The 22976-nt window shown below is 63.6% G+C and carries 25 protein-coding genes; 10 read left to right on the top strand and 15 right to left on the bottom strand.

From position 1 onward, the window contains the following. Positions 1 to 12: 12 nt before the first annotated feature. From serS to sppA, 11 genes are all read right to left on the bottom strand, one after another. A complete protein-coding gene (gene serS / locus RS9916_RS07290) occupies positions 13 to 1290 on the bottom strand; it encodes a serine--tRNA ligase (RefSeq protein ID WP_007098675.1) in 1278 nt (425 codons plus the stop codon). A gap of 41 nt (positions 1291 to 1331) precedes the next feature. Continuing rightward, the gene (locus tag RS9916_RS14855; RefSeq protein WP_007098674.1) at positions 1332 to 1493 is read right to left on the bottom strand and encodes a hypothetical protein; all 162 of its coding nucleotides are present in this window, start codon (positions 1491 to 1493) and stop codon (positions 1332 to 1334) included. An 80-nt stretch (positions 1494 to 1573) separates the two neighbouring features. Then, positions 1574 to 3088, bottom strand: a complete 1515-nt coding sequence (locus RS9916_RS07285) for an AAA family ATPase (RefSeq protein WP_007098673.1) — start codon at positions 3086 to 3088, stop codon at positions 1574 to 1576. Further along, positions 3081 to 3611 (bottom strand): DUF177 domain-containing protein, encoded by a 531-nt coding sequence (locus tag RS9916_RS07280; protein ID WP_007098672.1) that lies wholly within the window; start codon positions 3609 to 3611, stop codon positions 3081 to 3083. The genes RS9916_RS07285 and RS9916_RS07280 overlap by 8 nt, the downstream gene beginning before the upstream one ends. Further along, positions 3608 to 4750, bottom strand: coding sequence for a membrane protein insertase YidC (gene yidC / locus RS9916_RS07275; protein WP_007098671.1), 1143 nt, complete (start codon positions 4748 to 4750; stop codon positions 3608 to 3610). Before yidC ends, RS9916_RS07280 begins: the two co-directional genes overlap by 4 nt. A 69-nt stretch (positions 4751 to 4819) precedes the next feature. Continuing rightward, positions 4820 to 5230: a PH domain-containing protein gene (locus tag RS9916_RS07270; protein ID WP_007098670.1), complete on the bottom strand. Its 411-nt coding sequence runs from the start codon at positions 5228 to 5230 to the stop codon at positions 4820 to 4822. Then, positions 5227 to 5625 (bottom strand): ribonuclease P protein component, encoded by a 399-nt coding sequence (locus tag RS9916_RS07265; RefSeq protein ID WP_038023443.1) that lies wholly within the window; start codon positions 5623 to 5625, stop codon positions 5227 to 5229. Before RS9916_RS07265 ends, RS9916_RS07270 begins: the two co-directional genes overlap by 4 nt. Positions 5626 to 5655: 30 nt before the next feature. Beyond that, positions 5656 to 5793: a 50S ribosomal protein L34 gene (gene rpmH, locus RS9916_RS13860; RefSeq protein WP_007098668.1), complete on the bottom strand. Its 138-nt coding sequence runs from the start codon at positions 5791 to 5793 to the stop codon at positions 5656 to 5658. A 57-nt stretch (positions 5794 to 5850) separates the two neighbouring features. Further along, a complete protein-coding gene (locus RS9916_RS07260) occupies positions 5851 to 6456 on the bottom strand; it encodes a DUF2808 domain-containing protein (RefSeq protein WP_007098667.1) in 606 nt (201 codons plus the stop codon). A 102-nt stretch (positions 6457 to 6558) separates the two neighbouring features. Further along, positions 6559 to 6954: a chorismate mutase gene (gene aroH / locus RS9916_RS07255; protein WP_007098666.1), complete on the bottom strand. Its 396-nt coding sequence runs from the start codon at positions 6952 to 6954 to the stop codon at positions 6559 to 6561. Beyond that, positions 6951 to 7760 carry a signal peptide peptidase SppA gene (gene sppA / locus RS9916_RS07250; RefSeq protein WP_007098665.1) on the bottom strand — a complete coding sequence of 270 codons (810 nt, stop codon included), beginning with the start codon at positions 7758 to 7760 and terminating at the stop codon, positions 6951 to 6953. The genes aroH and sppA overlap by 4 nt, the downstream gene beginning before the upstream one ends. A 53-nt stretch (positions 7761 to 7813) precedes the next feature. Between sppA and RS9916_RS07245 the strand changes: the two genes are divergently transcribed. Genes RS9916_RS07245 through RS9916_RS07235 form a run of 3 tightly spaced genes read left to right on the top strand, consistent with a single transcriptional unit; the run spans position 7814 to position 11741 of the window. Further along, positions 7814 to 8776, top strand: a complete 963-nt coding sequence (locus RS9916_RS07245; protein WP_038023440.1) for a DMT family transporter — start codon at positions 7814 to 7816, stop codon at positions 8774 to 8776. Positions 8777 to 8787: 11 nt separating this feature from the next. Next, entirely contained in the window at positions 8788 to 9891 is a 1104-nt protein-coding gene (locus tag RS9916_RS07240; RefSeq protein ID WP_038024341.1) for a glycosyltransferase, read from the top strand. Further along, the gene (locus tag RS9916_RS07235) at positions 9891 to 11741 is read left to right on the top strand and encodes a glycosyltransferase family 39 protein (RefSeq protein WP_007098662.1); all 1851 of its coding nucleotides are present in this window, start codon (positions 9891 to 9893) and stop codon (positions 11739 to 11741) included. The genes RS9916_RS07240 and RS9916_RS07235 overlap by 1 nt, the downstream gene beginning before the upstream one ends. Here RS9916_RS07235 and RS9916_RS07230 read toward each other — a convergent pair. Continuing rightward, positions 11735 to 12307: a DUF721 domain-containing protein gene (locus RS9916_RS07230; protein WP_007098661.1), complete on the bottom strand. Its 573-nt coding sequence runs from the start codon at positions 12305 to 12307 to the stop codon at positions 11735 to 11737. The two genes, RS9916_RS07235 and RS9916_RS07230, sit on opposite strands and share 7 nt — an antisense overlap. Positions 12308 to 12412: 105 nt before the next feature. Here RS9916_RS07230 and RS9916_RS07225 point away from each other — a divergent pair, with 105 nt between their 5' ends. From RS9916_RS07225 to RS9916_RS07205, 5 genes are all read left to right on the top strand, one after another. Further along, positions 12413 to 13183, top strand: coding sequence for a PspA/IM30 family protein (locus RS9916_RS07225; protein WP_007098660.1), 771 nt, complete (start codon positions 12413 to 12415; stop codon positions 13181 to 13183). A gap of 70 nt (positions 13184 to 13253) precedes the next feature. Further along, complete coding sequence (trxA, locus tag RS9916_RS07220) at positions 13254 to 13580, top strand: thioredoxin (protein ID WP_007098659.1); 327 nt, start codon at positions 13254 to 13256, stop codon at positions 13578 to 13580. Next, entirely contained in the window at positions 13567 to 14760 is a 1194-nt protein-coding gene (locus tag RS9916_RS07215; protein WP_007098658.1) for an aminotransferase class I/II-fold pyridoxal phosphate-dependent enzyme, read from the top strand. The genes trxA and RS9916_RS07215 overlap by 14 nt, the downstream gene beginning before the upstream one ends. Continuing rightward, positions 14754 to 15530 carry a biotin--[acetyl-CoA-carboxylase] ligase gene (locus RS9916_RS07210; RefSeq protein ID WP_007098657.1) on the top strand — a complete coding sequence of 259 codons (777 nt, stop codon included), beginning with the start codon at positions 14754 to 14756 and terminating at the stop codon, positions 15528 to 15530. Before RS9916_RS07215 ends, RS9916_RS07210 begins: the two co-directional genes overlap by 7 nt. Positions 15531 to 15553: 23 nt before the next feature. Next, a complete protein-coding gene (locus tag RS9916_RS07205) occupies positions 15554 to 16555 on the top strand; it encodes a M23 family metallopeptidase (protein ID WP_007098656.1) in 1002 nt (333 codons plus the stop codon). Here the strand turns inward: RS9916_RS07205 and RS9916_RS07200 are convergent. The 3 genes from RS9916_RS07200 to RS9916_RS07190 all read right to left on the bottom strand — a co-directional run bounded on the left by RS9916_RS07200 (position 16521) and on the right by RS9916_RS07190 (position 19612). Further along, on the bottom strand, positions 16521 to 17255 hold the full coding sequence (locus RS9916_RS07200) for a response regulator transcription factor (RefSeq protein WP_007098655.1): 735 nt from the start codon (positions 17253 to 17255) through the stop codon (positions 16521 to 16523). The two genes, RS9916_RS07205 and RS9916_RS07200, sit on opposite strands and share 35 nt — an antisense overlap. Positions 17256 to 17316: 61 nt before the next feature. Beyond that, positions 17317 to 18054: an ABC transporter ATP-binding protein gene (locus RS9916_RS07195; protein ID WP_007098654.1), complete on the bottom strand. Its 738-nt coding sequence runs from the start codon at positions 18052 to 18054 to the stop codon at positions 17317 to 17319. Beyond that, positions 18041 to 19612 carry an NAD(P)H-quinone oxidoreductase subunit N gene (locus RS9916_RS07190; RefSeq protein WP_007098653.1) on the bottom strand — a complete coding sequence of 524 codons (1572 nt, stop codon included), beginning with the start codon at positions 19610 to 19612 and terminating at the stop codon, positions 18041 to 18043. The genes RS9916_RS07195 and RS9916_RS07190 overlap by 14 nt, the downstream gene beginning before the upstream one ends. Positions 19613 to 19749: 137 nt before the next feature. Here RS9916_RS07190 and topA point away from each other — a divergent pair, with 137 nt between their 5' ends. Together topA and RS9916_RS07180 are read left to right on the top strand one after the other, a co-directional pair. Then, entirely contained in the window at positions 19750 to 22455 is a 2706-nt protein-coding gene (gene topA / locus RS9916_RS07185; RefSeq protein WP_038024337.1) for a type I DNA topoisomerase, read from the top strand. Next, positions 22455 to 22976, top strand: coding sequence for a hypothetical protein (locus RS9916_RS07180; RefSeq protein WP_007098651.1), 522 nt, complete (start codon positions 22455 to 22457; stop codon positions 22974 to 22976). The genes topA and RS9916_RS07180 overlap by 1 nt, the downstream gene beginning before the upstream one ends.

Here is a 22976-nt window from a genome sequence, read left to right as displayed (position 1 = left end):
TTTTCAGGAGGCTCATTCTGGCTGGAGACGCTCGCGACCGAAGTAGGGAACCAGGGCTTTGGGAAGCAGCACGCTGCCATCCGCTTGCTGACCGTTTTCCAGTAGGGCGGCCATGGTGCGGCCAATTGCCAACCCGCTGCCATTGAGGGTGTGCACCAGGCGTGTGCTCTTCCCTTCCTTGGTGCGGATCGAGGAACGGCGTGCCTGGAAATCGCCGCAGACACTGCAGCTGGAGATTTCCCGGTAGGCACCGGCACCGGCCAACCACACTTCGAGGTCGTAGGTGCGGGCGGCGGAGAAGCCGATGTCACCCGTGCAGAGGTCGAGGACCCGATAGGGCAGTTCCAGGGCCTGAAGCACCGCTTCCGCATCGGCGGTGATCTGGGCGTGCGCCTTCTCCGAGTGATCGGGATGCACGAACCAGTAGAGCTCGACCTTGTTGAACTGGTGCAGGCGAATCAGGCCACGGGTGTCCCGTCCATAGCTGCCGGCCTCGCGCCGGAAGCACGGGCTGTAGGCCACGTAGCGAACGGGCAGCTGGTCAGCGGGAATGATTTCGTCGCGGTGCAGGGAGGTGACAGGCACCTCAGCGGTGGGGGTCAGCCAGAGGTCGTCTTCCGCGCAGCGGAAACTTTCCTCCGCAAATTTGGGCAGCTGTCCCGATCCCTGCAGGCTGGCACTGTTCACCAGCACCGGCGGAAGCACCTCCTTGTAGCCCTTGCTGCAGTGCAGGTCGAGCATGAAATTGATCAACGCCCGCTCAAGCCGTGCGCCCTGGCCCATCAAGGTCACGAAGCGGCTCTGGGAGATCCGCACGGAACGCTCGGTGTCGAGCAACCCAAGCCGGTCAGCAATTTGCCAGTGCTCTTCCAGCCCTTCGTCCTGGCGGGGGGTGCCCCAGCGGCGCACCTCCTGATTGTCGTCTTCGCTGCGGCCCTCAGGGCATTGAGGCGAGGGCAGGTTCGGGAAACTCAGCAGTTGTTCGCGCAGCTTGGCGGAGAGTTCTTTCTCTTCCTCCTCCAGAACAGCCACCTGCTGCTTGATCTGGTTGCCTTGGCGGCGAAGATCGGCGACCTCTTCGCCCTTGGGGTCGGCCCCGCCTTTGATCTTCTGTCCGACTTCCTTGCCGATGCGATTGCCGTCGGCCTGGAGGCTGCTGCGCTTTTCTTCGAGATTGCGCTGCTGCTGGGCGATCAACTGGAGACCGGTGAGGTCAACGTTCATCCCCCGCCGCCCGAGTTCGCGGGCAATCAGGTCGGGGTTGTCACGCACCAGGCGCTGATCGAGCACGGGGGTTTGGATCGCGGCGCCGGCAGCCTAGGCGCTGGTGTTCAGAGCACCTGGCCGACCATGACGGCAGCCACGGCGGAGAACAGGGTGATGCCGAGGGCGGTCAATGGATTCTGTCCCTGGGCCACGGCCACGGTGGTGATCACACCAGCGCCCAGGCAGGCCACAGCCAGTTGGGAGGTGAGGTCGCTGTAACGGTTCACGCTGGCCCTTTCCGAATACTGCGACGGTACGGAGCACCCCAGTGGCTGCCAGCGTTTCTGAAGCCGGTCGTTACGCCGCGTCAGGCTTCTTCATCTGGCGCAATACGAAAGCTCTCGGGGGTGGTGCTGCTGGCGGCCCTTGCCCGCCCACTGCTGGCCCAGTGCTTGAGGGCATCCAGTTGTTCCCGGGCCGTGCGGGAGAGCGGCACCAGCTGGGAGGCTGCGCGAATCAGATCGCTTTCGCTCAGTTCCCGGCGCTCCGCGAAGGCCAGATGCATTCCCTCAATCACCGTCTGCTCGAGCTCTGCTCCGGAATAGCCCTCCGTGCGGCCCACCACGGAGCTGAGGGGCAGGCTGAGCCCAGGGCGGCGCCGGGCCACATGCAACGACAGGATGCTTTCCCGCTCTGCTGGTGCGGGCAGGTCGAGCAGGAAGATTTCATCGAAACGCCCTTTGCGCAGGAGCTCTGCCGGCAGCCGATCCACCGCATTGGCGGTCGCAACCACGAACACGGCGGAGCGCTTTTCCGCCATCCAGGTGAGCACCGTGGCCAGCACCCGCTGACTGGTGCCCCCGTCACTGCGGGCATCGCCCCCGAAGCCTTTGTCGATCTCGTCGATCCAGAGCACGCAGGGCGCCATCGCTTCTGCCCGTTCGATCGTTTCGCGGGTGCGGGCCTCGCTGGCTCCCACCAGGCCGGCGAACAGGCGCCCCACATCGAGGCGCAACAAGGGCATCGACCAGCTGTGGGCCACCGCTCTGGCCGTCAGGGATTTGCCGGTGCCTTGGGGGCCCACCAGAAGCACCCCGCGCGGGAGTGGTAAACCGAAGCTTCTGGCTTCATCAGAAAAGGCCTGGTGGCGTTGGTTCAGCCAGTGCTTGAGCGCGTCGAGGCCGCCAATGTCGGCGGGATCGGCATCGGTATGGCAGAACTCCAAGACCTCGCTGCGGGCGAGGGAGCGGCGTTTTTCCTCGAGGACATCGGTCAGATCGTCGCGGCTGAGCGCTCCTCTTTGGGCTAGGGCCCGGGCTGCCACGTGGCGCACCCGGGCTTCTGTCAGCCCACTGCAGGCATGGGTCAGCTCTTCAAGCACGTCCGCGTCGAGCGAACTGCCGCTGGCCTGGGCAATGGACTGCAGGAGTGACTGGATTTCGTTCTCCCGGGGCAGGGGCAGATCCAGCAGGGTGAGGGATTCATCCAGCTCTGCCGGGGGCGTCCAGGCGCCGGTGCTCAACACCAGCGTGTGGGGGCGCTCCCGCAAGCGACTGGTGAGATTGCGCAGCATTCGTGCGATGCCGGGATCGTCGCAGAAGCGATGAAAGTCCTTCAGCAACAGCAGGGTGGGTTGGCTGGCTTCGAGCTCCTGCAGCCACTGCAGCACCACCATCGGTTGGCGGGCCCCCAGGCCTTCGCTGTTGAGAACACCACCCAGGCCATCGATGAAGTTCCAGGTGGCGAGTCGCCGGTTCCCCAGTCGGCTCACAGCTTGTTGCAATAGGGCCTCAACCCGCTCCTCCTCAGGGCTGCGGATCCAGATCAGTGGCGTCCCGGCCCGCACCAGCAGGTCGAGTTGATCGCGCCAGAGTTCAAGCATTGTTGCTGCTCTCCCGCAGCTGCTGAAGGGCCTGCCAACGGGGATCGATCGGCGCGCTTGGCATGGCTGCGCCTGTGTTCTCGGGCTGGGGAGGACCAGGGCAGTCGTTGCCGCAACGATTGACCACAGAACGCTGCAGGCTCAAGTGTTCGAAGGCCCAGCGCTCGGGTTCGAAGCTGCTGCGTGGATCCATGCTTTCGATCAGACCATCGGGGCTGTCGGGATCGAAGCCGGCTTCCGCCATGGCGTCGCTGGATTGGTCATCTCCCAACCAGATCAGTTCCTCTGTTTTCACCTTGAGGCTCTGATTGAACTGGCCCAGGCAGCGGTCGCAGCAGAGGCTGACGATCGTTTGCAGCTCTCCGCTCACCTCGAGCACGTTGCCACGGTGTTCTGCCTGAAGCTCGCCGCGCACCGGGGTGAGCGATTCGAGATCCTCGAGCATGCCCTCCACCTCCCAGACCCTTGGCGCACCAAGAGCCTGGAGGTCACGCAGCGGAACGGGCTCAAGCCCAGGGATCACTTGTTGCCGCCTCGGGGTTCGAAGGGCAGTCGGGATCCGCCCTGAGCACCGGTGCCAGCTGTTGCCGTCGCCTGCTGCTTCATCTGGTCATTCAGAATCGCCTGGAGGTTGTCGGGCAGGGCTTCCCGGGTGAGCAGGAAGGTCTGTCCAGCCTGGAAAATATTGGCGATCACCATGTAGAGCAGAACGCCCGCCGGCAAAGGGAAGAACAGGAACATGCCGGTGATCATCACGGGGGTGATCTTGTTGGCGGTGGCCTGCTGAGGGTTGGCCGGCATTCCCATGCCGGACAGCAGCTGGGACGCAAACAGGCTTACGCCGAATGCACCCACCAGGATCGCGATATCCCAGTTGATGGCTCCATCGCTGTAGAAGCCCACCTGACCCAGGGCTTTGATGAACAGGAAGCCACTGCGGGCCGCGAGGCCAGGGATCTTGCCTTCAACCGTGGCATCACCCGGTGCAATGGCTGTGATCGTGCCGTCTTCGGCGACGGACACGACATCGTCACCCTTGGTCACCGTCCAGTTCGGCATGAATTTCTGACCGTCGTCAACGCTGGTCAGAACCTGGCTGAAGGCTTCACCACTCTTGGTCTGGAGCTGGATTTTGGCGCTCTCCCCTGCACCGAGTTTGGTGCCGCCGGGAAGGCTGGCGATCACCGGAACATGGTTGGTTTCGGTGATGAAGATGGAATGGCTTGCACTGTTGAACGGCTTGGGCTCAACCGCGGCGATCTGCTCAGCGGGCAGCACCTTCATGTTGAGCGTGTAGGGCACGTCCGCGAACGGTGATCCCCGCAGGGTTGCGAACAGGGCGAACAGGATCGGCATCTGCACCAACAGGGGCAGACAACCCGCCAAGGGGCTGCCGAACTCCTTCATCAGCTTTTGCAGCTCTTCCTGCTGTTTCTGGGGGTTGTTGGCGAACCGCGACTTGATCTCCGCCTGCCGCTTCTGCATCACGGGTTGAGCGATGCGCATCCGGCGCGCACTACGGATCGAACCGGCGCTGAGAGGGAACAGCGCCAAGCGGATCACAACGGTGAGCGCCACGATCGCCAAGCCGTAGCTCGGCACCAATCCATAGAAGAAATCCAGGATTGGAATCAGCAGGTTGTCGGAGATGTATCCGATCACGATGGAGGTCCTGAAGAGGGGGCAGAAAAGCCCTGCCAGTGTGCAACAGGGCGTCGTAGGGGTCTGGGCTCAGGCCGCAAACCCTTTGGTGTCAACCGCGGTGCTGGATGCACGTTTGGCTTCGATCCGCTCGAGGATATAGGTCTCGGCAGCACGGAAGTTCGGCACCGATCGCATCTCAAGACGGGCACCATCGCTGAGAACCAGCACCATGTCTCCCCAGGCTCCGAAGCCGCGGGGCACGCAGCGCACCTCGCGAATCTGGCTGTACACCACCTGACTGCGGTCTTTTCCCATCCAGCCGCCGCTAACGGAGATGCGTCGGCTGGTGATCTGGAACCGCAGCCAAAGGGCCCGAACGATGGCGCCGACGGCAAAGGGAATGCCGATCAACGTCAGTCCCAGCAGCAAATTGAAGATCAGATCGCCCTTGGCTGGCCCACCTTCGTAAAAGGTGTCTTCCTGCATGGTGGTGGTCATGACAACAATCCCGCGTCCTTAAGCAATCTGTCGCATTCTTCCAGCAATGGAGCCCCCGCCTCGCTGGCCCCAGGCTTCAGGCTGAGGAGAAGCCAATGGTGGTCAAGGGTTGTCGGCTCCTCCAGGCGCGAGCGCAAGTGGTCATGCAACTGGCGGCGGAGCCTGTTGCGCACCACCGAGCGCTTGCTGACCTTGCCGCTGATCACCACAGCACAGCGACACCGTTGTGACTGAGGCGCATGTGACTCGGCTGCCGCGACCTCGGCTCTCAAATACTGGGGTTTCGCGTCGGCGATGCGCAGCACCATGTGCGTCCCATGGTGTCGTCGCCCTTTGCGATGCAACCAATCAAAACAACGATGGCCCCGCAGACGCATTGGTGCCGGCAGGACCATTGAAGGAGATTGGTGGTTGGGGACTCAGGCTCAGGCTGAGAGGCGTGCGCGGCCGCGCTTGCGACGGGTGCGGATCACGCGACGACCGGTGTGGCTGCGCATGCGCACACGGAAACCAGAAACGCGCTTGCGCTTACGGCTAGTACCACCCAGGGTTCGTTTCGTCATGATGGATTGTCGGCGCCCGACCTGTCGTCAATTCGCCAATTTATCAGTTGGGTGGTCCTACTGTTCGATGTCGATCAGCCAGCTGCCCAGGTAGCCCGCCACGGGGACATCGCCAGGTGCCTGCGCCAAGGCGTTGAACTGGAACATGCCGCTGTTGCTGGGGTTGAAGATCTTCATCACCACCGCGTAAGTGCCGCCGGTGGGAATCGGTGCCTCGGGAAAAACCTCAATGGCGGTCTGGGTCTCATTCACCTCGATCACGGCTGGCAAGGTCTCTTTGCAGCGGCTGCGGGCCAACATGCCGCCCAATTGCATCCTGCAGAGGCTGACGCGGCTGGGCTTGATCTTGGCGTTGAAGTATTCGGGCACCGTGATGCTGAGCTTGAGGATCGCGCTCTTGCGGTCCTTCGGTTTGAGCATCAGGAAGTATTCAGCCCGATCCCTTGGCACCGTGCTGCTTTGGAAGTAATACAGCTTCTTGTAGTCCTTGCTGTTTTCCCAACGGAACTCCAGAAGGGAGGGGGTGCCCTGGGCCTGCACGGCAGCCGGGCGGATGCTGTCCAGCAATGGGGCTGCTGCCAGAAGCCCGGCCGTTGCGATCCCGCCTGCAAGGCCGATCCGGCGCAGAAGCCTTCCAGGAACGATGGGGTTGCTGTCAGTCATGAATCAAAGAAGTGGATGGCGTCAGCCATCGCTCAAATGGCGTGATCTGATTGTGTTGGAGAGAGTCCGCTGGAGAACGCGTCTGAGCCGGCCTCCCATCTGTCAGTTGTGACCGGATCTGTCTGGTCTTAGGCGACTTGCCTCGCCAAGGTAGGCGTGGCAAGGGTTTTGCTCAGCTGGTAGCCAGACATGCGCCAGAAGCCGAATGCAGCGGGCCAGATCTCCCTGGACCGCCATCTGCTGGCAATCGAGCAGTGCCACCTGATCCCAGCCCGGTTGCCGGCGGGCGATGGCTGCCGGAAAACAAGCATCCAGGTCAGCGGTGACCGAGAAGGTCACGGACACAATCCGGTCGGCTTGCAGGCCATTGCGCTCCACCAGGCAGGTGACCAAGGCGTCGACGGCCGCCTCGATGGAGTCCACGCTGTTGGTGTCACAGGTGGTTGCTCCCCTGAGGCCCCGAAGAGCCAGGCCGTCGGCAAGGGAAGGACGGGTCATGGGCGATACAGCCAGAGTGCCTGGCCGCTATGGGATAGCTCGGTCTCCAGCATCTCCGCCAGGCGCGCGACAACGGAACTACCCGGCAGGCTGGCCAGCAATTTTTTCTTGGGTTTGCCGAGGGTGATCGGTTTGCAGTCCTCATCCAGGTCTGCCAGTTCGGCCGCGAGGGCGCGGGCCCGTTCTTCGTCGCCCAGTTCGTCCACCAGACCCAGCTCTTTGCCCTGGGCACCGCTGAACACCCTGCCATCGGCAAACTTGCGCACCGTGTCCGGGCTCAGTCCACGGCCTTCGGCCACGGCATCCACGAACTGGGCGTAGCTGCTGTCGATCAGGGCCTGCAGCAGTTCCCTCTCGTCTGCACTGAGGGCCCGGTCGGGGGACAGGATGTCTTTGTAGGCACCGCTCTTGACGGTTTCAAAGCGAATCCCAACCCGCTCCAGCAGTTTGGAGAGGTTGTTTCCCCGCAAGATCACGCCGATCGAGCCGGTGATGCAGCCCGGGTTCGACACGATCTTTTCGGCCGCGACCCCGATGTAGACCCCACCGGAGGCGGAGATATTGCCGAAGCTGGCCACCACATGGCAGCCCTTCTCCCGCAGGCGCAGCAGGGCTGCGTGGATTTCCTGACTGTCACCCACGGTGCCGCCGGGGCTGTCGATGCGCAGCAACAGGGCAGGAAATTCCCGCTGCTCCACTTCGCGCAGAGCCTTCAACACCCGCTTGCGGGTCCCCGACGCAATCGCCCCCTCGATGGCAATGCGTGCCATGCGTCGACGGGATTTGCGGCGCCAGGGCCAAACCATGGGGGGCAGTCGTAATGCTTTGGATCTTAAAAAGGAGCCTGTGAACTGAAGTCATCGTGTCGATCCGCCTCGGGCTGCTGATGGTGCTGCCCTTTGCGTTGTGGGGAACGGCGATGGCAGCGATGGCCCCTCTGTTGGCCACGGGTGGGCCGGAGTTGGTGGCAGCGCTGCGACTGCTGCCGGCTGGGCTGGTGCTCCTTCTGGCCCTCCCGGCTCTGGGTGCGTCCTGGCGGATCGCTCCGCAGGACCGTCTCTGGTTTGTGGTGTTCACCCTGGTCGACGCCACCCTGTTTCAGTTCTGTCTGGCCAGGGGGTTGCAGGAGACCGGTGCTGGTCTCGGTTCGGTGTTGATCGATTCCCAGCCGCTGATGGTGGCGCTCCTCGCCCGCAGCCTGTTCGCCGAGGCGATCAATCCCGTCGGCTGGTTTGGCTTGGTGCTGGGGCTCGCGGGCATCGTGTGCCTGGGGGTGCCCCCGGATTTGCTGCGCCATTGGTGGCTGTTTGGTGATGCGGTGTCGCTCTCCGGTCTCTGGGAAGGGGGCACCGCATGGATGCTGGCTGCGGCGGTGGCCATGGCTTTGGGCACGGTGTTCAGTCGCTACGCCTGCAGCGCCAGCCATCCCGTCACCGTGACGGGATGGCACATGCTTCTCGGGGGTCTGCCGTTGCTGCTTTGGCATGGCTTGGATCCGGCCTATGCCCTCGTGCCGCCTTGGGGGCCTTCGCAGTGGGTGCTGATGGCCTACGCCAGCCTGCTGGGCAGCGCCCTTGCCTATGGCCTGTTTTTTTGGTTCGCCAATCGCCAGGAGTTGACGGCGTTCTCCACCCTGGGCTTCCTCACACCAGTATTTGCGCTGGCCTCTGGAGGGCTGTGGTTGCAGGAACGTCTGGAACCCCTCCAGTGGGTGGGGGTGGTGCTGGTGCTGTTGTCTGTGGTGTTGGTCAGTCAGCGACGTCGCTGGTGGGAACCTGACCCGGTCGTGGTGCTCGATGCTGCGGAGGGGTCCGGAGGATGAAGGAGGGCTTGATGGATTGCGAACCGCTGCATTTGGTGCTGGTGAGCACCCCGATCGGTGCGTTGGGCAGCGGCCGAGGTGGTGGCGTTGAACTGACCCTGGCCTCCCTGGTGCGTGGCTTGTTGGGTCGTGGTCATCAACTCACCCTGGTGGCGCCGGAAGGCTCGCGCTCTCCTCAGCCGTCGCCATCCCTGCATCTGGAGACCGTGGGTGGTGTGGATCAACCCAGTTGGCAGCACGCCGAGCATCAAGCGCCGGTGACCATTCCTGCCGATGGCCTGCTGCCGCGGCTTTGGGACAGGGCGCTGGCCTTGGCTGGGGAGGCCGATGCGGTGCTCAACTTCTCCTATGATTGGCTGCCCCTCTGGCTGACGCCGCGGGTTCAGCAGCCCCTCTTTCACTTGGTGAGCATGGTGTCCGTGGCCCAGGTGATGGATCAGCAGATTGCTGACCTGGCCCGCTGGGACCAGCGGCGCTTGGCGTTTCACACCCAAGCGCAGGCCAATGATTTCGCTCTTCCCGCCCCGGCTCGGTTGGTGGGTAATGGCTTCGACCTCGGGGCTTACAGCTTCCAGGCCAGGGCCGATGGCCCCCTCGGCTGGGCCGGACGGGTGGCCCCAGAGAAGGGGTTGGAAGATGCCGCTGCCGTGGCGGCTGCCTTGGGGGAAACCCTGTTGGTGTGGGGGGTGCGTGAAGATGAGGACTACGCCCAGCGGGTCGAGGCCGGGGTGCCTGCGGGCACGATCGAATGGCGTGGTTTTCTGCCCACCAAGGCGCTGCAGCAGCAGCTGGGTCAGTGCAGGGCCCTGATCAACACCCCCAAATGGAATGAGGCCTACGGCAATGTCGTGGTGGAAGCTCTGGCCTGTGGTGTTCCGGTGGTGGCTTACAACCGCGGCGGCCCCGGGGAGCTTGTGCAGCACGGGCGAACCGGGCTGCTGGTGACTCCGGACGATGTGGATGCACTCAGAGGCGCCACCGTTGAGGTGGCCTCTTTGGAACGACGGCACTGCAGGGCGTGGGTGGAAGCCAACGCCAGCCAGGAGGTGTTTGCCCAACGGGTGGAGGCTTGGATTCGAGACGGTCTGGTGGCGAGAGATGGCAGCATCGCCTGATGAGCAGTACTCCTGAGGCCGTGGCCGCCGTCACCTCCCAGCCTCTGAGCCGGCAACAGCGCCGGCGATGTCTGCTGGTCCTTCTGGCGCTTGGCCTGGCGATCTGCTTCTGGCAGTTGGGGGGCAACGGACTGGTGGATGAGACCCCTCCGTTGTTTGCGGCGGCGGGTCGTGCCATGGCGCGCACAGGTGATTGGCTGACGCCTCGCGTGAACGGACTGCCTCGCTTCGATAAGCCGCCTCTCGTCTATTGGGTGATGGGCCTCGGCTATGCCCTCCCCGCTCAAGCGCAGTGGGATCCATTGGGCACCTGGGCTGGCCGTTTGCCCTCAGCGCTGGGCACGCTGATCACCCTGCTGATGCTCGGGGACACGCTGTTGCGTTTCCCGCAGCCCGGGGATGGCCATCCCCGACGCACGGCCGTGGCCGCAGCTCTGGCGTTTGTGCTCTCGCCCTTGGTGCTGCTCTGGAGTCGCACAGCAGTCAGTGATGGCCTGTTGTCAGGAACCCTCGCACTCAGCTTGCTGTGCCAGTGGCGCTGCCATGCGACCGGTGGTCGCCGTTGGTGGCTGGCCTGGGTTGTGCTGGGTTTGGCGGTGCTCACCAAGGGACCCGTGGCTGTGGTGCTGAGCGGCATCACCTTGCTGCTGTTTGGCCTGGCTCGCCGCAACCTTGCAGGTCTTTGGTGCCAGCTTCGTCCTCTGCCAGGTCTGACGATCACCGCCCTGATCAGTCTTCCCTGGTATGGCCTGGAGCTGTTGGTGGAGGGCCAACCCTTTTGGGACAGCTTCTTCGGCTATCACAACTTTCAGCGCTTCACCTCGGTGGTGAACAGCCACCTCCAGCCCTGGTGGTTCTTCGGGCCGGTGCTGTTGGTGGCGGCCTTGCCGTTCACGCCCCTTCTTTTGCTGGGACTTGCGCAGCTGGTGCAAGACCTCTGGCGCCGCAGGCCCCCCGCTGCGGCACCGGACAGCCTGCAGCTGTTCGCGGGGTGCTGGTTGCTGGCAGTGTTGCTGCTGTTCACATCGGCGGCTACCAAGCTTCCCAGTTACTGGTTGCCGGCCACACCGGCGGCCGGACTTCTGATCGCTCTGGCCTTGTTGCCCTCAACAGCACGATCCCGCAGGGCGCAGAGTGCCTGCTGGTTGGCGTCGGTGCTGCTGGCGGCCGTGCTGGCATCGGGCTTCTGGGGCGCTGGGATCTGGGTCCCATTGATTAATGACCCTGAGATGCCGACCCTGCCAGCGGAGTTGTTGGCCAGCGGTTTTGTGCTGAGAGCTGCGGTTTGCATGACCGTGGCCGTGGTGTTGGGGGCCTGGCTCTGGTGGCGTCCTCAGCCTGGTCGGTTGTTGGCCATGCAAGGTCCTCTTGTGGTCTTTCAGCTCGTGGCTCTGGTGCCGATGATGCTGCTGGGCGACCGGGTGCGGCAGTTGCCGGTGCGGCAGGTGGCCGACGTGATCGTGCGCGAACGGGCACGTCAGGGCCCTGAACCTTTGGCGATGGTTGGAGCGATGAAGCCGTCCTTGCACTTCTACACCGATCAAGTGGTTGTGTACGAAGGCCTCTCCAAGGGCGCTCTGGTCAACGTGGTCGATCGCTTTCGCCATGAGAATCACCGCCGTGGCTTTCGCGGCACATCGGTTGAGGAGAAGCCCACGGCCCTGGTGGTGATCGATGACCGCACCAGCGAACGGTCCCATTGGCAGGGTCTCGAGCACCAGGAGCTGGCCCGCCATGGCATCTACAGGCTCTGGCGCGTCGACCGCCGCCGCCTTGAAGCCCGTGCAGGAGAGCTCCAGAAGCAGGGTGTCAGCGCTGACTGGCGGGAGCCTCGGCCAGAGCGCTACTGAGCTGCCCCCGTGTTGTCGTCCATGGGCATGTCCGTTGCCACAGGCATGACCTGGGCGAGTTCGCTGCGCCGGCAGAAGCCGCAGTGGCCCCACAGCGCCATCTCCCCTGCGGGTGAAGGGCGCCCGCAGCGGGGGCAGTGGTCCATGCCGTGCACATCAATGCGACTGGGGTGCCGTGCCCAGATGGATGCTTCGCTGTCGAGCTCAACCTTGGCTTGGCCGTGATGCTGCTGAATGCGGAGGTCTTTGATGCCGTGGCCGGCAGCGCGAAGGGCCGCCAGTAGCTGGGGCCGGCTGTACAGCAGGGCTTGCCGCCATTGCGGATGGCTCGCCCCCACGGTGAGCATTCCGCCCTGCAGGTTGAGCGGGCGGCAATGGGGAGCGAGCTGGGCACCGGCCAGGTTGGGCCAGTCTTGCCAGATGGCGGCCAAGGAGCCCTCTCGGCGCCAGCTTGAGCGCAGCTGATCCAGGCAGGAGCTCAGAGCTTCCGCTGGTGCTGGTGGCGGTGGCATCAGCACTTCGCCTTTCCCAAACGCACGCCGCTGGGATTTCGGAGCCCGTGCCATCGCCTCAGCGGTCCTCCAGTTGATGAGACCTTTCTGATCGTAGGCGGGCTCTCAGGGATGTCTCGCTAGCCTCCGACTGCTGCTCTTCATTGCTGGCTTCCCGTCATGGGTTTCTTCGATCGGCTGGGCCGACTTGTTCGCGCTAACGCCAATGCTGCGGTCAGCAGCATGGAAGATCCCGTCAAGATCCTCGACCAGTCGGTGGCTGACATGCAGGCCGACCTGGTGAAGCTGCGCCAGGCGGTGGCCACGGCGATTGCCAGTCAGAAGCGCCTGCGCAATCAGGCCGATCAGGCTGAAGCGCAATCCAAAACCTGGTACGAGCGGGCTGAACTGGCCTTGAAAAAAGGTGAGGAGGACCTGGCTCGCGAAGCCCTCTCCCGCCGCAAGACCTTCCAGGAGACCGCCACCTCTCTGGTGGCTCAGGTTCAGGGTCAGGATGCGCAGGTGGAGACCCTCAAGAAAAGCCTGGTGGCTCTCGAGGGCAAGATCGCCGAAGCCCGCACCAAGAAAGACATGCTCAAGGCCCGGGCCCAGGCGGCCAAGGCCCAGCAGCAGCTTCAGAGCGCAGTGGGAAGCATTGGCAGCAACACGGCCATGGCTGCCTTTGAGCGCATGGAAGACAAGGTCGAAGCGATGGAGGCCCAGAGCCAAGCCGCTGCTGAGTTGGCCGGTGCTGATCTCGAGAGCCAGTTCATGGCGCTTGAAGGTGGCGACGATGTGGATGATGAACTGGCCAATTTGCGCCAGAAACTCGCTGGTGGCCCCGAGGCGGTCGCCCTTCCTGCCGGTGATGCTCCCGCCGTGAAGGAGGTGAAGGTGTCGGAGGTGGATGCCGACCTCGAAGAGTTGAAGAAATCAATCGACAAACTCTGAACCTGGGCAGCATCCGGGGCCCATCCCCCCGACCTGATCCATAGGATCGGGGGGAATTACACCCGTTGCTGTGGGCCAAGCTGTCTCCGATTACACCGATGCCACCTTCGAGGCGGAGGTGCTGAAGGCAACCACCACCGTGCTTGTGGATTTCTGGGCACCCTGGTGTGGTCCTTGCCGACTGATCGCCCCCTTCATGGACTGGGCTGCCGAGACCTACGCCGGCAAGCTTCAGGTGGGCAAGCTGGAGGTGGACGGCAACCCTGCCACCCGTGATGCCTATCAGGTGCAAGGGATTCCCACCCTGATCCTGTTCCGTGACGGCAAGGAGATCGGGCGTCAGGAGGGTGCGATCGCCAAGCCTCAGCTTCAGGCTTTCCTGGATGCTCACCTCTAGGCGACTTGACCGCCTCGGCAGCGGCGTTTTTGATCGCAACGATCAGCGCAAACAGCTGTATCGCTCCAGCGCGGCTGCCGATTCACAACCGTTGGTGGATCTATCGCTGGGGTCGACTGATCTCGAACCACCCCCTGAGGCGCTGGAGGCGATGGCCGCGGCGCTTGATCGTTCCGGCAGCGCCACCTACTGCCTGCACGCGGGAACCCGGCCGTTCCGAGAGGCCGTGTCGGCCTGGTGCGCCCGTCGTTTTGATGTGGCGGTGGATCCCGATCGGGAGGTGTTGCTGCTGGTGGGATCCCAGGAGGGCACGGCCCACCTGCCGTTGGCGGTGCTCAATCCAGGCGATGGTGGGTTGATCCTGGATCCCTGTTATCCCTCCCACCGCGGCGGTCTGTTGCTGGCCGACGCACGGGTTGAACACCTTCCGTTGGATCCGCAGGAACAGTGGCGGCCGCGTTTTGACAGCCTCAGCGACACGGTCTGGGATCAGCTGAGGCTGATGGTGATGGGGTTTCCCCACAATCCTTCCGCTCAGGTGGGGCAGCAGGCTTGGCTGGACGAGGCCATGGCACGGGCTCAGCGCCATGACCTGGTCTTTGCCCATGACAACCCTTACGTGGATTTGGCTTTAGACGGCGAGGCCCCATCGCTGCTGCGCTGTGCCGGCTGGCGTGAGCGCGGCATGGAGTTCTTTTCCCTGTCCAAAGGATGGTGTCTGGGTGGTTTCCGCTTGGGCTTTGCGGTGGGGGCAGAGCCCTTGATCACGGCCTTGCGGCAGCTCAAGGGCGTGGTGGATTTCAACCAATCCTTGGCCCTCCAGGAAGGAGCAATGGCAGCGTTGTCTCAAGCACCAGACTGGCCGCAGCGCCTGCTGCCCGTGTACCGGGAGCGGCGTGATCGCACCCTTCAGGCGTTGGCCCGCCTGGGCTGGCAGGTCCCGACCCCTTCGATGGCTTTGTATCTGTGGCTGCCGCTGCCGGGTTGGGCGCGGGAACGGGGCTGGAATGACGAACAGTTGACCGCGGCTCTGCTGGAGCAGACGGGTCTGGCCCTGACCCCCGGGTCAGGGTTCGGCGCGGGTGGCCAAGACTGGATGCGCATGGCTCTTGTCAGGCCTGTGGAGGAGCTGGAGGCGGCCGTCGCCCGTCTGGAGTCCTTCTGGCAACAGCAGTGCTGAAGCGGTCGGGTGCAGCTGCTCTGGCCCATTGGCGTCAGTGCAGCGGACAGCCACCTTGGAGGTTGCGCGCCCTGCCGGTGTGTGCGAGCACCGAGACGGTGCTGAGTGATTGGTTACAGGACTCTCCTTGGCGGGGGGCTGTTCCCAGAGCCGTGGTGGCGCGGCGTCAGACCTGTGGTCATGGCCAGTGGGGCCGGCGTTGGCAATCGCCCCCCGGGGGTGTTTGGCTGAGTGCGGCCTTGCCCTGGCGTGGGCAGCATGCCGCCCCTGGGGTTCTGGGGTTGGCCGTTGCGGTGGCCCTGGCGGAGCGGCTGGAGGCTTTCGGTCTGCCGGTCGCGATCAAATGGCCCAATGATCTTTTGGTGGATGGATGCAAATTGGCCGGCATCCTTCCGCGCATGGTGCATCGCGGCAGCCGCGTGCGCTTGGCCCGTGTCGGGGTCGGTCTCAATGTGGTCAATCCGGTGCCTCCAGGGGCCATTGCTCTGGCGGATTGCCAGCCAAAGGTTCTGCTGCGTTCCAGCAGTGCGTTGATCTGGACCGCTGAGGTGCTGTCGGCTCTGGATCGCGCTCAGAACTTGGTGCTCGATCCAGACGCGGTGTGCCAGGCCACGGAGGCACGCTTGTGGTCTCGCGAGGTGCGCGACCCTGACACCGGAGGTCATTGGCACGTGGAGGGCCTTCGTGAGGATGGTGCCCTACTCCTGCGTCAGGGCGCCCGCACCACCAGCTGGACGCGTTGGCTGGATGGCGCTGTGGATGGTCTCTAGAGTCTCGCCGTGCCCCATTCGCTTTGGCTGTGCGCTGGCTTGCTGCTGTGTGGCTGCTGACCATCCCTGGTGGGATCCCTCAGGGATTGCCGGGTCCAGTACTGCCGCCCAGGGAGATGCCACCCCAGGCACCGCCGTTGCGGTTTGACGGCTCTCTCGAGAACCTTGAGCGCCAGCAGGTGATCACACCGGCGGAACGGCGTGAGCTGCAGGGGGAGAGTCCTGGTGTGCCGATTGATGTGCCTCGCCTGCAGCAGGCCTGTCGCAGCGGTGCGTTGTCGCGGCAGGAGTGTGAGTCTGGGGTGGCGATTCGCTCGGGTGCGGGTCGGCGCCTTGCCGCCCGTATCGCCTGGCGCAAACGGGGCGGTGAGGCATTCCCCACCACCCTCAGGCGCGGCGCCGATGGTCGGCCCCTGCCCCCAATCACAGTGCCGGTGTCGGCCCTGATGGGAACGGGTGGCTTCCGGCTTGAGTCGGTGTTTGCCGTCTCACCGCGGCCAGCAGCACTCGCAGGCAACGGCGACCGTCGTCTGCTGTTTCCGATCATTGGCTCGGCGATCACCACCAGTGATTTCGGCTGGCGGCTCCATCCTGTGCTGGGCAATTGGTTGATGCATGCAGGCCGGGATCTGGCGGCTCCTGAGGGCACCCCCGTGGTGGCAGCCCTTTCAGGCACGGTGACCAGCAGTGGTTTGGCGGGGGGCTACGGCATTGCGGTGGAGCTGGAGCACACCGAGCCTCGTCGCCGCACGCTCTATGGCCATTTGTCGGAGATCTATGTGAAGCAGGGGCAGCGGGTGCGGCAGGGGGAAGTGATTGGTCGGGTCGGCAGCACAGGCCTCAGCACGGGGCCCCATTTGCATTTCGAATTGCGCCGACCCCAAGCCGGCGGCTGGGTGGCCATGGACCCCGGAGACATGGACCTCAATCCCCTCACGGCGCAGGGGGGTGATGCGGTAGCGATGCTGGTGGGCCAATTGCTCGACAGCCTTAAGTCGCCTGCTGCGTCTCGTCCCGGAGGATGAATCCCACACCGCGCACGGTGTGAATCAGGGTGGGTCGGTCCGGAGATTCGATTTTCTGGCGCAGGTAGCGGATATAGACATCCAGCAGGTTGTCGTCGCCATAGAAGTTCTCTCCCCAAACGCCGCGCATGATGTCCGCGCGCTCCAGCACCTTTCCGCCGGCCCGCATCAGGAACAGCAGCAGGTCGTATTCCTTCACTGACAGCTGAATGGTCCGCTCGCCGCGGACGACGTCGCGGGTGCTGGTGTCGACCCGCAGGTCTCCAACGCTGAGCCGCACGGGCAAGCTCTCCTGGCCGCTGCCGGAGAAGCTCTGTGCTCGCCGTTGCATGGCTCGCAGGCGAGCCATCAACTCTTCGATGGAGAACGGCTTAATCAGATAGTCATCGACTCCGGCATCCAGGGCGGTGACCCGGTCGGCCACGTCGTCGTGACCTGTGAGCATCAGGATTGGTGTGGTGACTCCGCCGCGGCGAATGCGCTGACAGATGTCCACACCAGAAAAGTCCGGCAGGTTCCAGTCCAGAACAATCAGATCTGGGGATGGTTGTGAGCGCGCTTTGACCAGACCAGTTGCACCATCGGAGGCCACATCCACGTCGTAGCCCTCCACGTCCAGCTCGAGGCGCAGCAATTCGGTGAGTTTGGTCTCGTCGTCCACCACCAGGACGCGCAGACGGGGTGTTGCCGGGTCGGGCATGCAGGCTGCGGGTGCCGAATCTCAGGTTAAGCAGGCCGGCAAGAGCTGGACCACAGGCAAGTCACCGCTTGTTGTGGGTCAGCGATTCCACGCGGCCATCGCGGAAGTGGGCCACGGTGGCGGCCCGGGCTGCCACATCGTCTTCATGGGTCACCAACACCAGGGTGATGCCCTGATGGTGCAGCTCATCAAACAGTTGGAGCACGTCGTCGGTGGTGCGGGAATCCAGGGCGCCGGTGGGTTCATCCGCCAGTAGGAGGGCAGGTTGGTTGATGATTGCCCGGGCGATGGCCACCCGTTGTTGCTGGCCTCCAGACAGCTGATTGGGGCGATTCTGCAGTCGCTCCGCCAGTCCCACCCGTTCAAGGGCCTCCGTGGCGCGTTGGCGCCGGTCGGCTGCTGGCACTCCCGCATACACCATCGGCAGCATCACGTTCTCAAGGGCTGTGGCGTGGGGCAGGAGATGAAACTGCTGGAACACAAACCCCAGCTGCTGATTGCGGAGATCAGCCAGGGCGTCATCGTTGAGCTCCTCCACGGAGACGCCATTCAGCCGGTAATTCCCTCCCGTGGGGCGGTCGAGGCAGCCGAGGATGTTCATGGCTGTGCTCTTGCCCGATCCACTAGCGCCCATCACGGCCAGGTAATCGCCTTGGTTGACCGTGAGGTCGAGGCCATCGAGGGCACGAACCTCAGTCTCGCCCTGGCCATAGACCTTGCTGACCCCACTCAGTTGCGCCACGGGTTGGGCCGTTGGGGTGGAGGCCCGAGCCGTGGCGTTGGATTCAGCCGAGGGCACGTTGACTGGCCAGGGCAATCGCTTGCTGCAGCATTGGGGTGCCATCCACGGCACTGTTCGCCCACTGGAAGATCGGGTTGGAAAGGATGCCTCCTACGGCCGTCACTACAACGCAGGCCACGAGTGCAAAGCGCAGGGGAGGAAGGCCGATGGTGTTCCACTTCACCTCGGGGTAGGCCTTCACCACATCGGATGCTTCCTGCGGTTCCTTCACCACCATCATCTTGATCACACCGATGTAGTAGTAGATCGAGATCACAGAGGTGATCAGGCCCACGACCACCAGCAGATATTGCTGATCAGCCCAGCCGGCGAAGAATAGATAGATCTTGCCGAAGAATCCCAGCATCGGAGGAATGCCCCCCAGGGACAGCAAGCAGAGGCTGAGCCCCAAGGTGATGAGGGGATCCTTTTGATAGAGACCGGCGTAATCGGCGATTCGATCACTGCCGGTGCGGATGGAGAACAGGATGATGCAGGCGAATGCCCCCAGGTTCATGAACAGGTAGGCAGCCATGTAGAGCACCATGGCGGCGAAGCCCTCTTCTGTTCCGCAGACGAGGCCGATCATCACGAAGCCGGCCTGGCCGATGGAGCTGTAAGCCAGCATCCGTTTCATGGAGGTCTGGGCCAGGGCCACCACGTTGCCGAGGGTCATGCTCAGCAGGGCAAGCACGGTGAACAGCAGCTTCCACTGGGTGTCGAACGAGCCGAAGCAGCCCACCAGCAGGCGCAGTGCCAAAGCAAAGCCTGCAGCTTTCGAACCCACGGAGAGGAACGCCACCACAGGCGTGGGTGAGCCCTCATAGACGTCAGGCGTCCATTGGTGGAAGGGGACAGCAGCGATTTTGAACGCCACGGTGGCGAGCACGAACACCAGCGCTAAGGCAGCAAGTGGTGTGGGGCTGTTGACCAGCGCCAGACCAATGACTTCAAGGCTGGTGGAGCCGCTGAGTCCGTAGAGAAGGGAGGCGCCGTAGAGAAACACTGCCGCTGCGGCGGAGCCCACCAACAGGTATTTGAGCGCTGCCTCGGAACTTCGGGCATCGCGCTTCATGTAACCCGACAGCAGATAGCTGGCGACAGAGAGGGTCTCGAGGGAAACGAAGACGCTCACCAGATCCGTGGCGCCGCAAAGCAACATGGCGCCGAGCGTGGCGGCCAGAAGAATGGCGGCGTACTCGCCGACGGGAGTGCCGCTCTTCTCCGCATAGCGCCAGCTGATCAGCAGCGATAGAAGGGTGGATGTGGCCACCACAGCGCGGAAGGCAATCGCCAAGCGGTCGGAGAGGAAGGCGCCAAGGAACGAGGGCTCCAGAGGCGTGTTCCATTGCAGTGCCAGCAGCACGAGGGCGCCACCCAAGCCGAGATAGCAGATGGGGGGAACCCAGCGGATCGCAACCTTTTCACCCGCGAGGTCCACCAGCAAGGTGGCCAGCATCGCCAGCAACACAGCCCCTTCCGGCGCAATCGCTCCGGCATTCAATGCCAGGTTGAGCAAATCGCCGGGCGCGGCCATGGCCTGGGTGGAAAGAAGCAGTGCACCCAACTCGGGCATGGCGCTTGCGGGATCAGACCAGTCCGGATGACTGTAGCGGCGCTGCCGGATTCACCTCTTCCTGCGTTTGCAAAAACCGCCATTCGCCCCAGTTGGATCCTCGGTGCGATAAAGAAGGGGACGGTTACCTCCCGCCTGTGGCGAACACCCTGGTCATCGTCGAGAGCCCCACCAAGGCCCGCACCATCCGTGGTTTCCTCCCCAAGGGGTACCGGGTGGAAGCCTCGATGGGCCATGTGCGCGACCTGCCCAACAACGCAAGTGAGATCCCTGCAGCGCACAAAGGGCAGAAATGGGCCAACCTCGGCGTCAACACTGAGGCTGACTTCGAGCCTCTCTATGTGGTCCCGAAGGACAAGAAGAAGGTGGTCCGGGAGCTCAAGGACGCACTGAAAGGGGTCGACCAGCTGCTGCTGGCGACTGACGAAGACCGGGAAGGCGAAAGCATCAGCTGGCACCTGCTGCAGCTGCTCGCACCCAAGGTGCCTGTGAAGCGGATGGTGTTCCACGAGATCACCAAAGAGGCCATCTCGCGAGCCTTGGATGACACCCGTGAGCTCGACATGGAGCTCGTGCACGCCCAGGAAACCCGTCGGATCCTGGATCGCCTCGTGGGCTACACCCTCTCGCCGCTGCTCTGGAAGAAGGTGGCCTGGGGGCTGTCAGCTGGGCGCGTGCAGTCCGTGGCTGTGCGTTTGCTGGTGCAACGGGAGAGGGCCCGTCGGGCCTTCCGCAGTGGCAGCTACTGGGACCTGAAGGCCCACTTGGCCCATGCCGGCAGCAACTTCGACGCCAAACTCAGTCATCTTGGTGGTCAGAAAATTGCCACCGGCAATGATTTCGACGAAACCACCGGTGCCCTGAAGCAGGGCAGTGCGGTTCGTCTGCTGAGTGAAGACGAAGCCCGCAAACTTGCCGACACCGTGCGCAGCGCGGAGTGGCAGGTGGAGTCGGTGGAAGAAAAGCCGACCGTGCGCCGGCCGGTGCCGCCCTTCACTACCAGCACCCTGCAGCAGGAGGCCAACCGCAAGCTGCGTCTGTCGGCGCGCGAGACCATGCGCTGCGCTCAGGGTCTGTATGAACGTGGCTTCATCACCTACATGCGAACGGACTCCGTTCATCTGTCGGATCAGGCCATCAGCGCCGCCCGCAGCTGTGTGCAGTCCCGTTACGGCAAGGAGTATCTGAGCAAGACCGCGCGTCAATTCAGCACCAAGGCCCGCAACGCCCAGGAGGCTCACGAGGCGATTCGCCCTGCTGGTGAAAGCTTTCGTGCACCCTCAGAAACAGGTCTCGATGGCCGCGATCTGTCGTTGTACGAACTGATCTGGAAGCGCACGGTCGCCAGCCAGATGGCCGAAGCGCGGCTCACGATGATGTCCGTGGATCTGGCCGTTGCAGATGCCCGTTTCCGGGCGAACGGCAAGCGCATCGATTTTCCAGGCTTCTTCCGGGCCTACGTGGAAGGCAGTGACGATCCTGATGCGGCTCTGGAAGGGCAGGAAGTGCTTCTGCCGGCTTTGAAAGCCGGTGATTCACCAAGCCCGCAGGAGGTGGAGGCTCTTGGTCACCAGACCCAGCCTCCAGCGCGTTTCAGCGAAGCTTCGCTCGTGAAAATGCTGGAGAAGGAAGGGATCGGACGTCCCTCCACCTACGCCAGCATCATCGGCACGATTGTGGATCGTGGGTACGCCACGTTGCAGAGCAACGCGCTGACCCCCAGCTTCACGGCCTTTGCTGTGACCTCGCTGCTGGAGGAGCATTTCCCGGATCTGGTGGACCCCGGCTTCACCGCCCGGATGGAGAACACCCTCGACGAGATCTCCCACGGCCAGGTGCAATGGCTGCCTTACCTCGAGGGCTTCTACAAAGGTGATGAGGGCCTGGAACACCAGGTGCAGCAGCGTGAGGGGGATATCGATGCCGGTGCGTCGCGCACCGTTGATCTCGAGGGGTTGCCCTGCGTGGTGCGCATCGGTCGCTTCGGGGCCTACCTGGAGTCGAAGCGCGTCGGTGAAGACGGGGAAGAGGAGCTGCTGAAGGCCACCCTCCCGCGCGAAATCACCCCGGCTGACCTCGATGCGGAGAAGGCTGAGCTGATCCTGAAGCAGAAGGCGGATGGCCCAGAAGCTCTTGGCGAGGACCCTGAAACCGGTGATCTGGTCTACCTGCTGTTTGGCCAGTACGGCCCCTATGTGCAGCGCGGCCAGGTCAGTGATGAGAATCCCAAGCCCAAGCGGGCTTCTCTGCCCAAGGGCGTGAAACCGGAAGACCTCAGCCTGGATGATGCGCTGGGGCTGCTGCGCCTTCCCCGCCTGCTCGGTGAGCACCCTGATGGCGGCAAGGTGCAGGCCGGCCTCGGCCGTTTTGGTCCCTATGTGGTGTGGGACAAGGGCAAGGGCGAAAAGGATTACCGTTCCCTGAAGGGCGACGACGATGTGCTGGCGGTGGGCCTCAGTCGTGCCCTCGAGTTGCTGGCGATGCCGAAGCGAGGCCGTGGTGGCCGCACGGCCCTTAAAGATCTCGGAAAGCCGGAGGGCAGTGACGAGACGATCCAGGTGTACGACGGTCCCTACGGCCTCTATGTGAAGCAGGGCAAGGTCAATGCGTCGTTGCCTGAGGGCAAAACAGCGGATGACATCACCCTGGCGGAGGCGGTCGAATTGCTGGAGGCCAAAGCTGCTGCCAAGAAGACCTCCCGTAAAAAGTCCACCACCGCCAAGAAACCCGCAGCCAAGAAGCCTGCGGCCAAGAAACCTGCAGCGAAGAAGCCTCCGGCCACCACCAAGACCGGGCGTCTGCGTGCCAGCGCTGTGCGGGTGATTAAGCCTGGAGATACCTGATGGGCCAGGCCCGTTCTGGCCTCAGTTGGTTGCTGCCGGCCGTGTTGGTGCTTCAGGCCTGCGGGAGTACTCCGATCGGCCAACAGCTGTCCGAGAGTTTTGATGCGCCACCCGCGACCCAGACCGGGTCGTCGCAACCTGCTGCGAATGGATCTTCTGCTGCTCCAGCAGTGTCCAGCACCACTGGCTCGTCCACGACTGCTGCTGCAGGGACGGCTGAACGCGGAACGAAACAGCCCGACAAGGCTCCGACCACTGCTCAAACCACCACTACTCAGAACAGCTCCGAAGCTGCCAACGCGAAGCAGGCTCCAGTGGCCAAACCCCAGGCCCGACCCCAGTCTCCCCAGCCCTACCGCATCACCATTCGCTTGTCGGCGGCTGATCCTGCCGCTCCGGCGGAGGTGGTGACCCGCTCCCTGCGCGAGGCCGGTATTGGGTTTGAGGTCGAAACGATTGAACGGATCCAACCCCCCCACAGCCTGCGGGTGACCCCGGAATCCCGCGGAGCCAATCCTTGA

This window comes from Synechococcus sp. RS9916, from assembly GCF_000153825.1.
GTDB lineage: Bacteria > Cyanobacteriota > Cyanobacteriia > PCC-6307 > Cyanobiaceae > Synechococcus_C.
The sequence above is the reverse complement of the archived record's forward strand: the minus strand, read 5'-3'. Positions and strand labels throughout refer to the sequence as shown.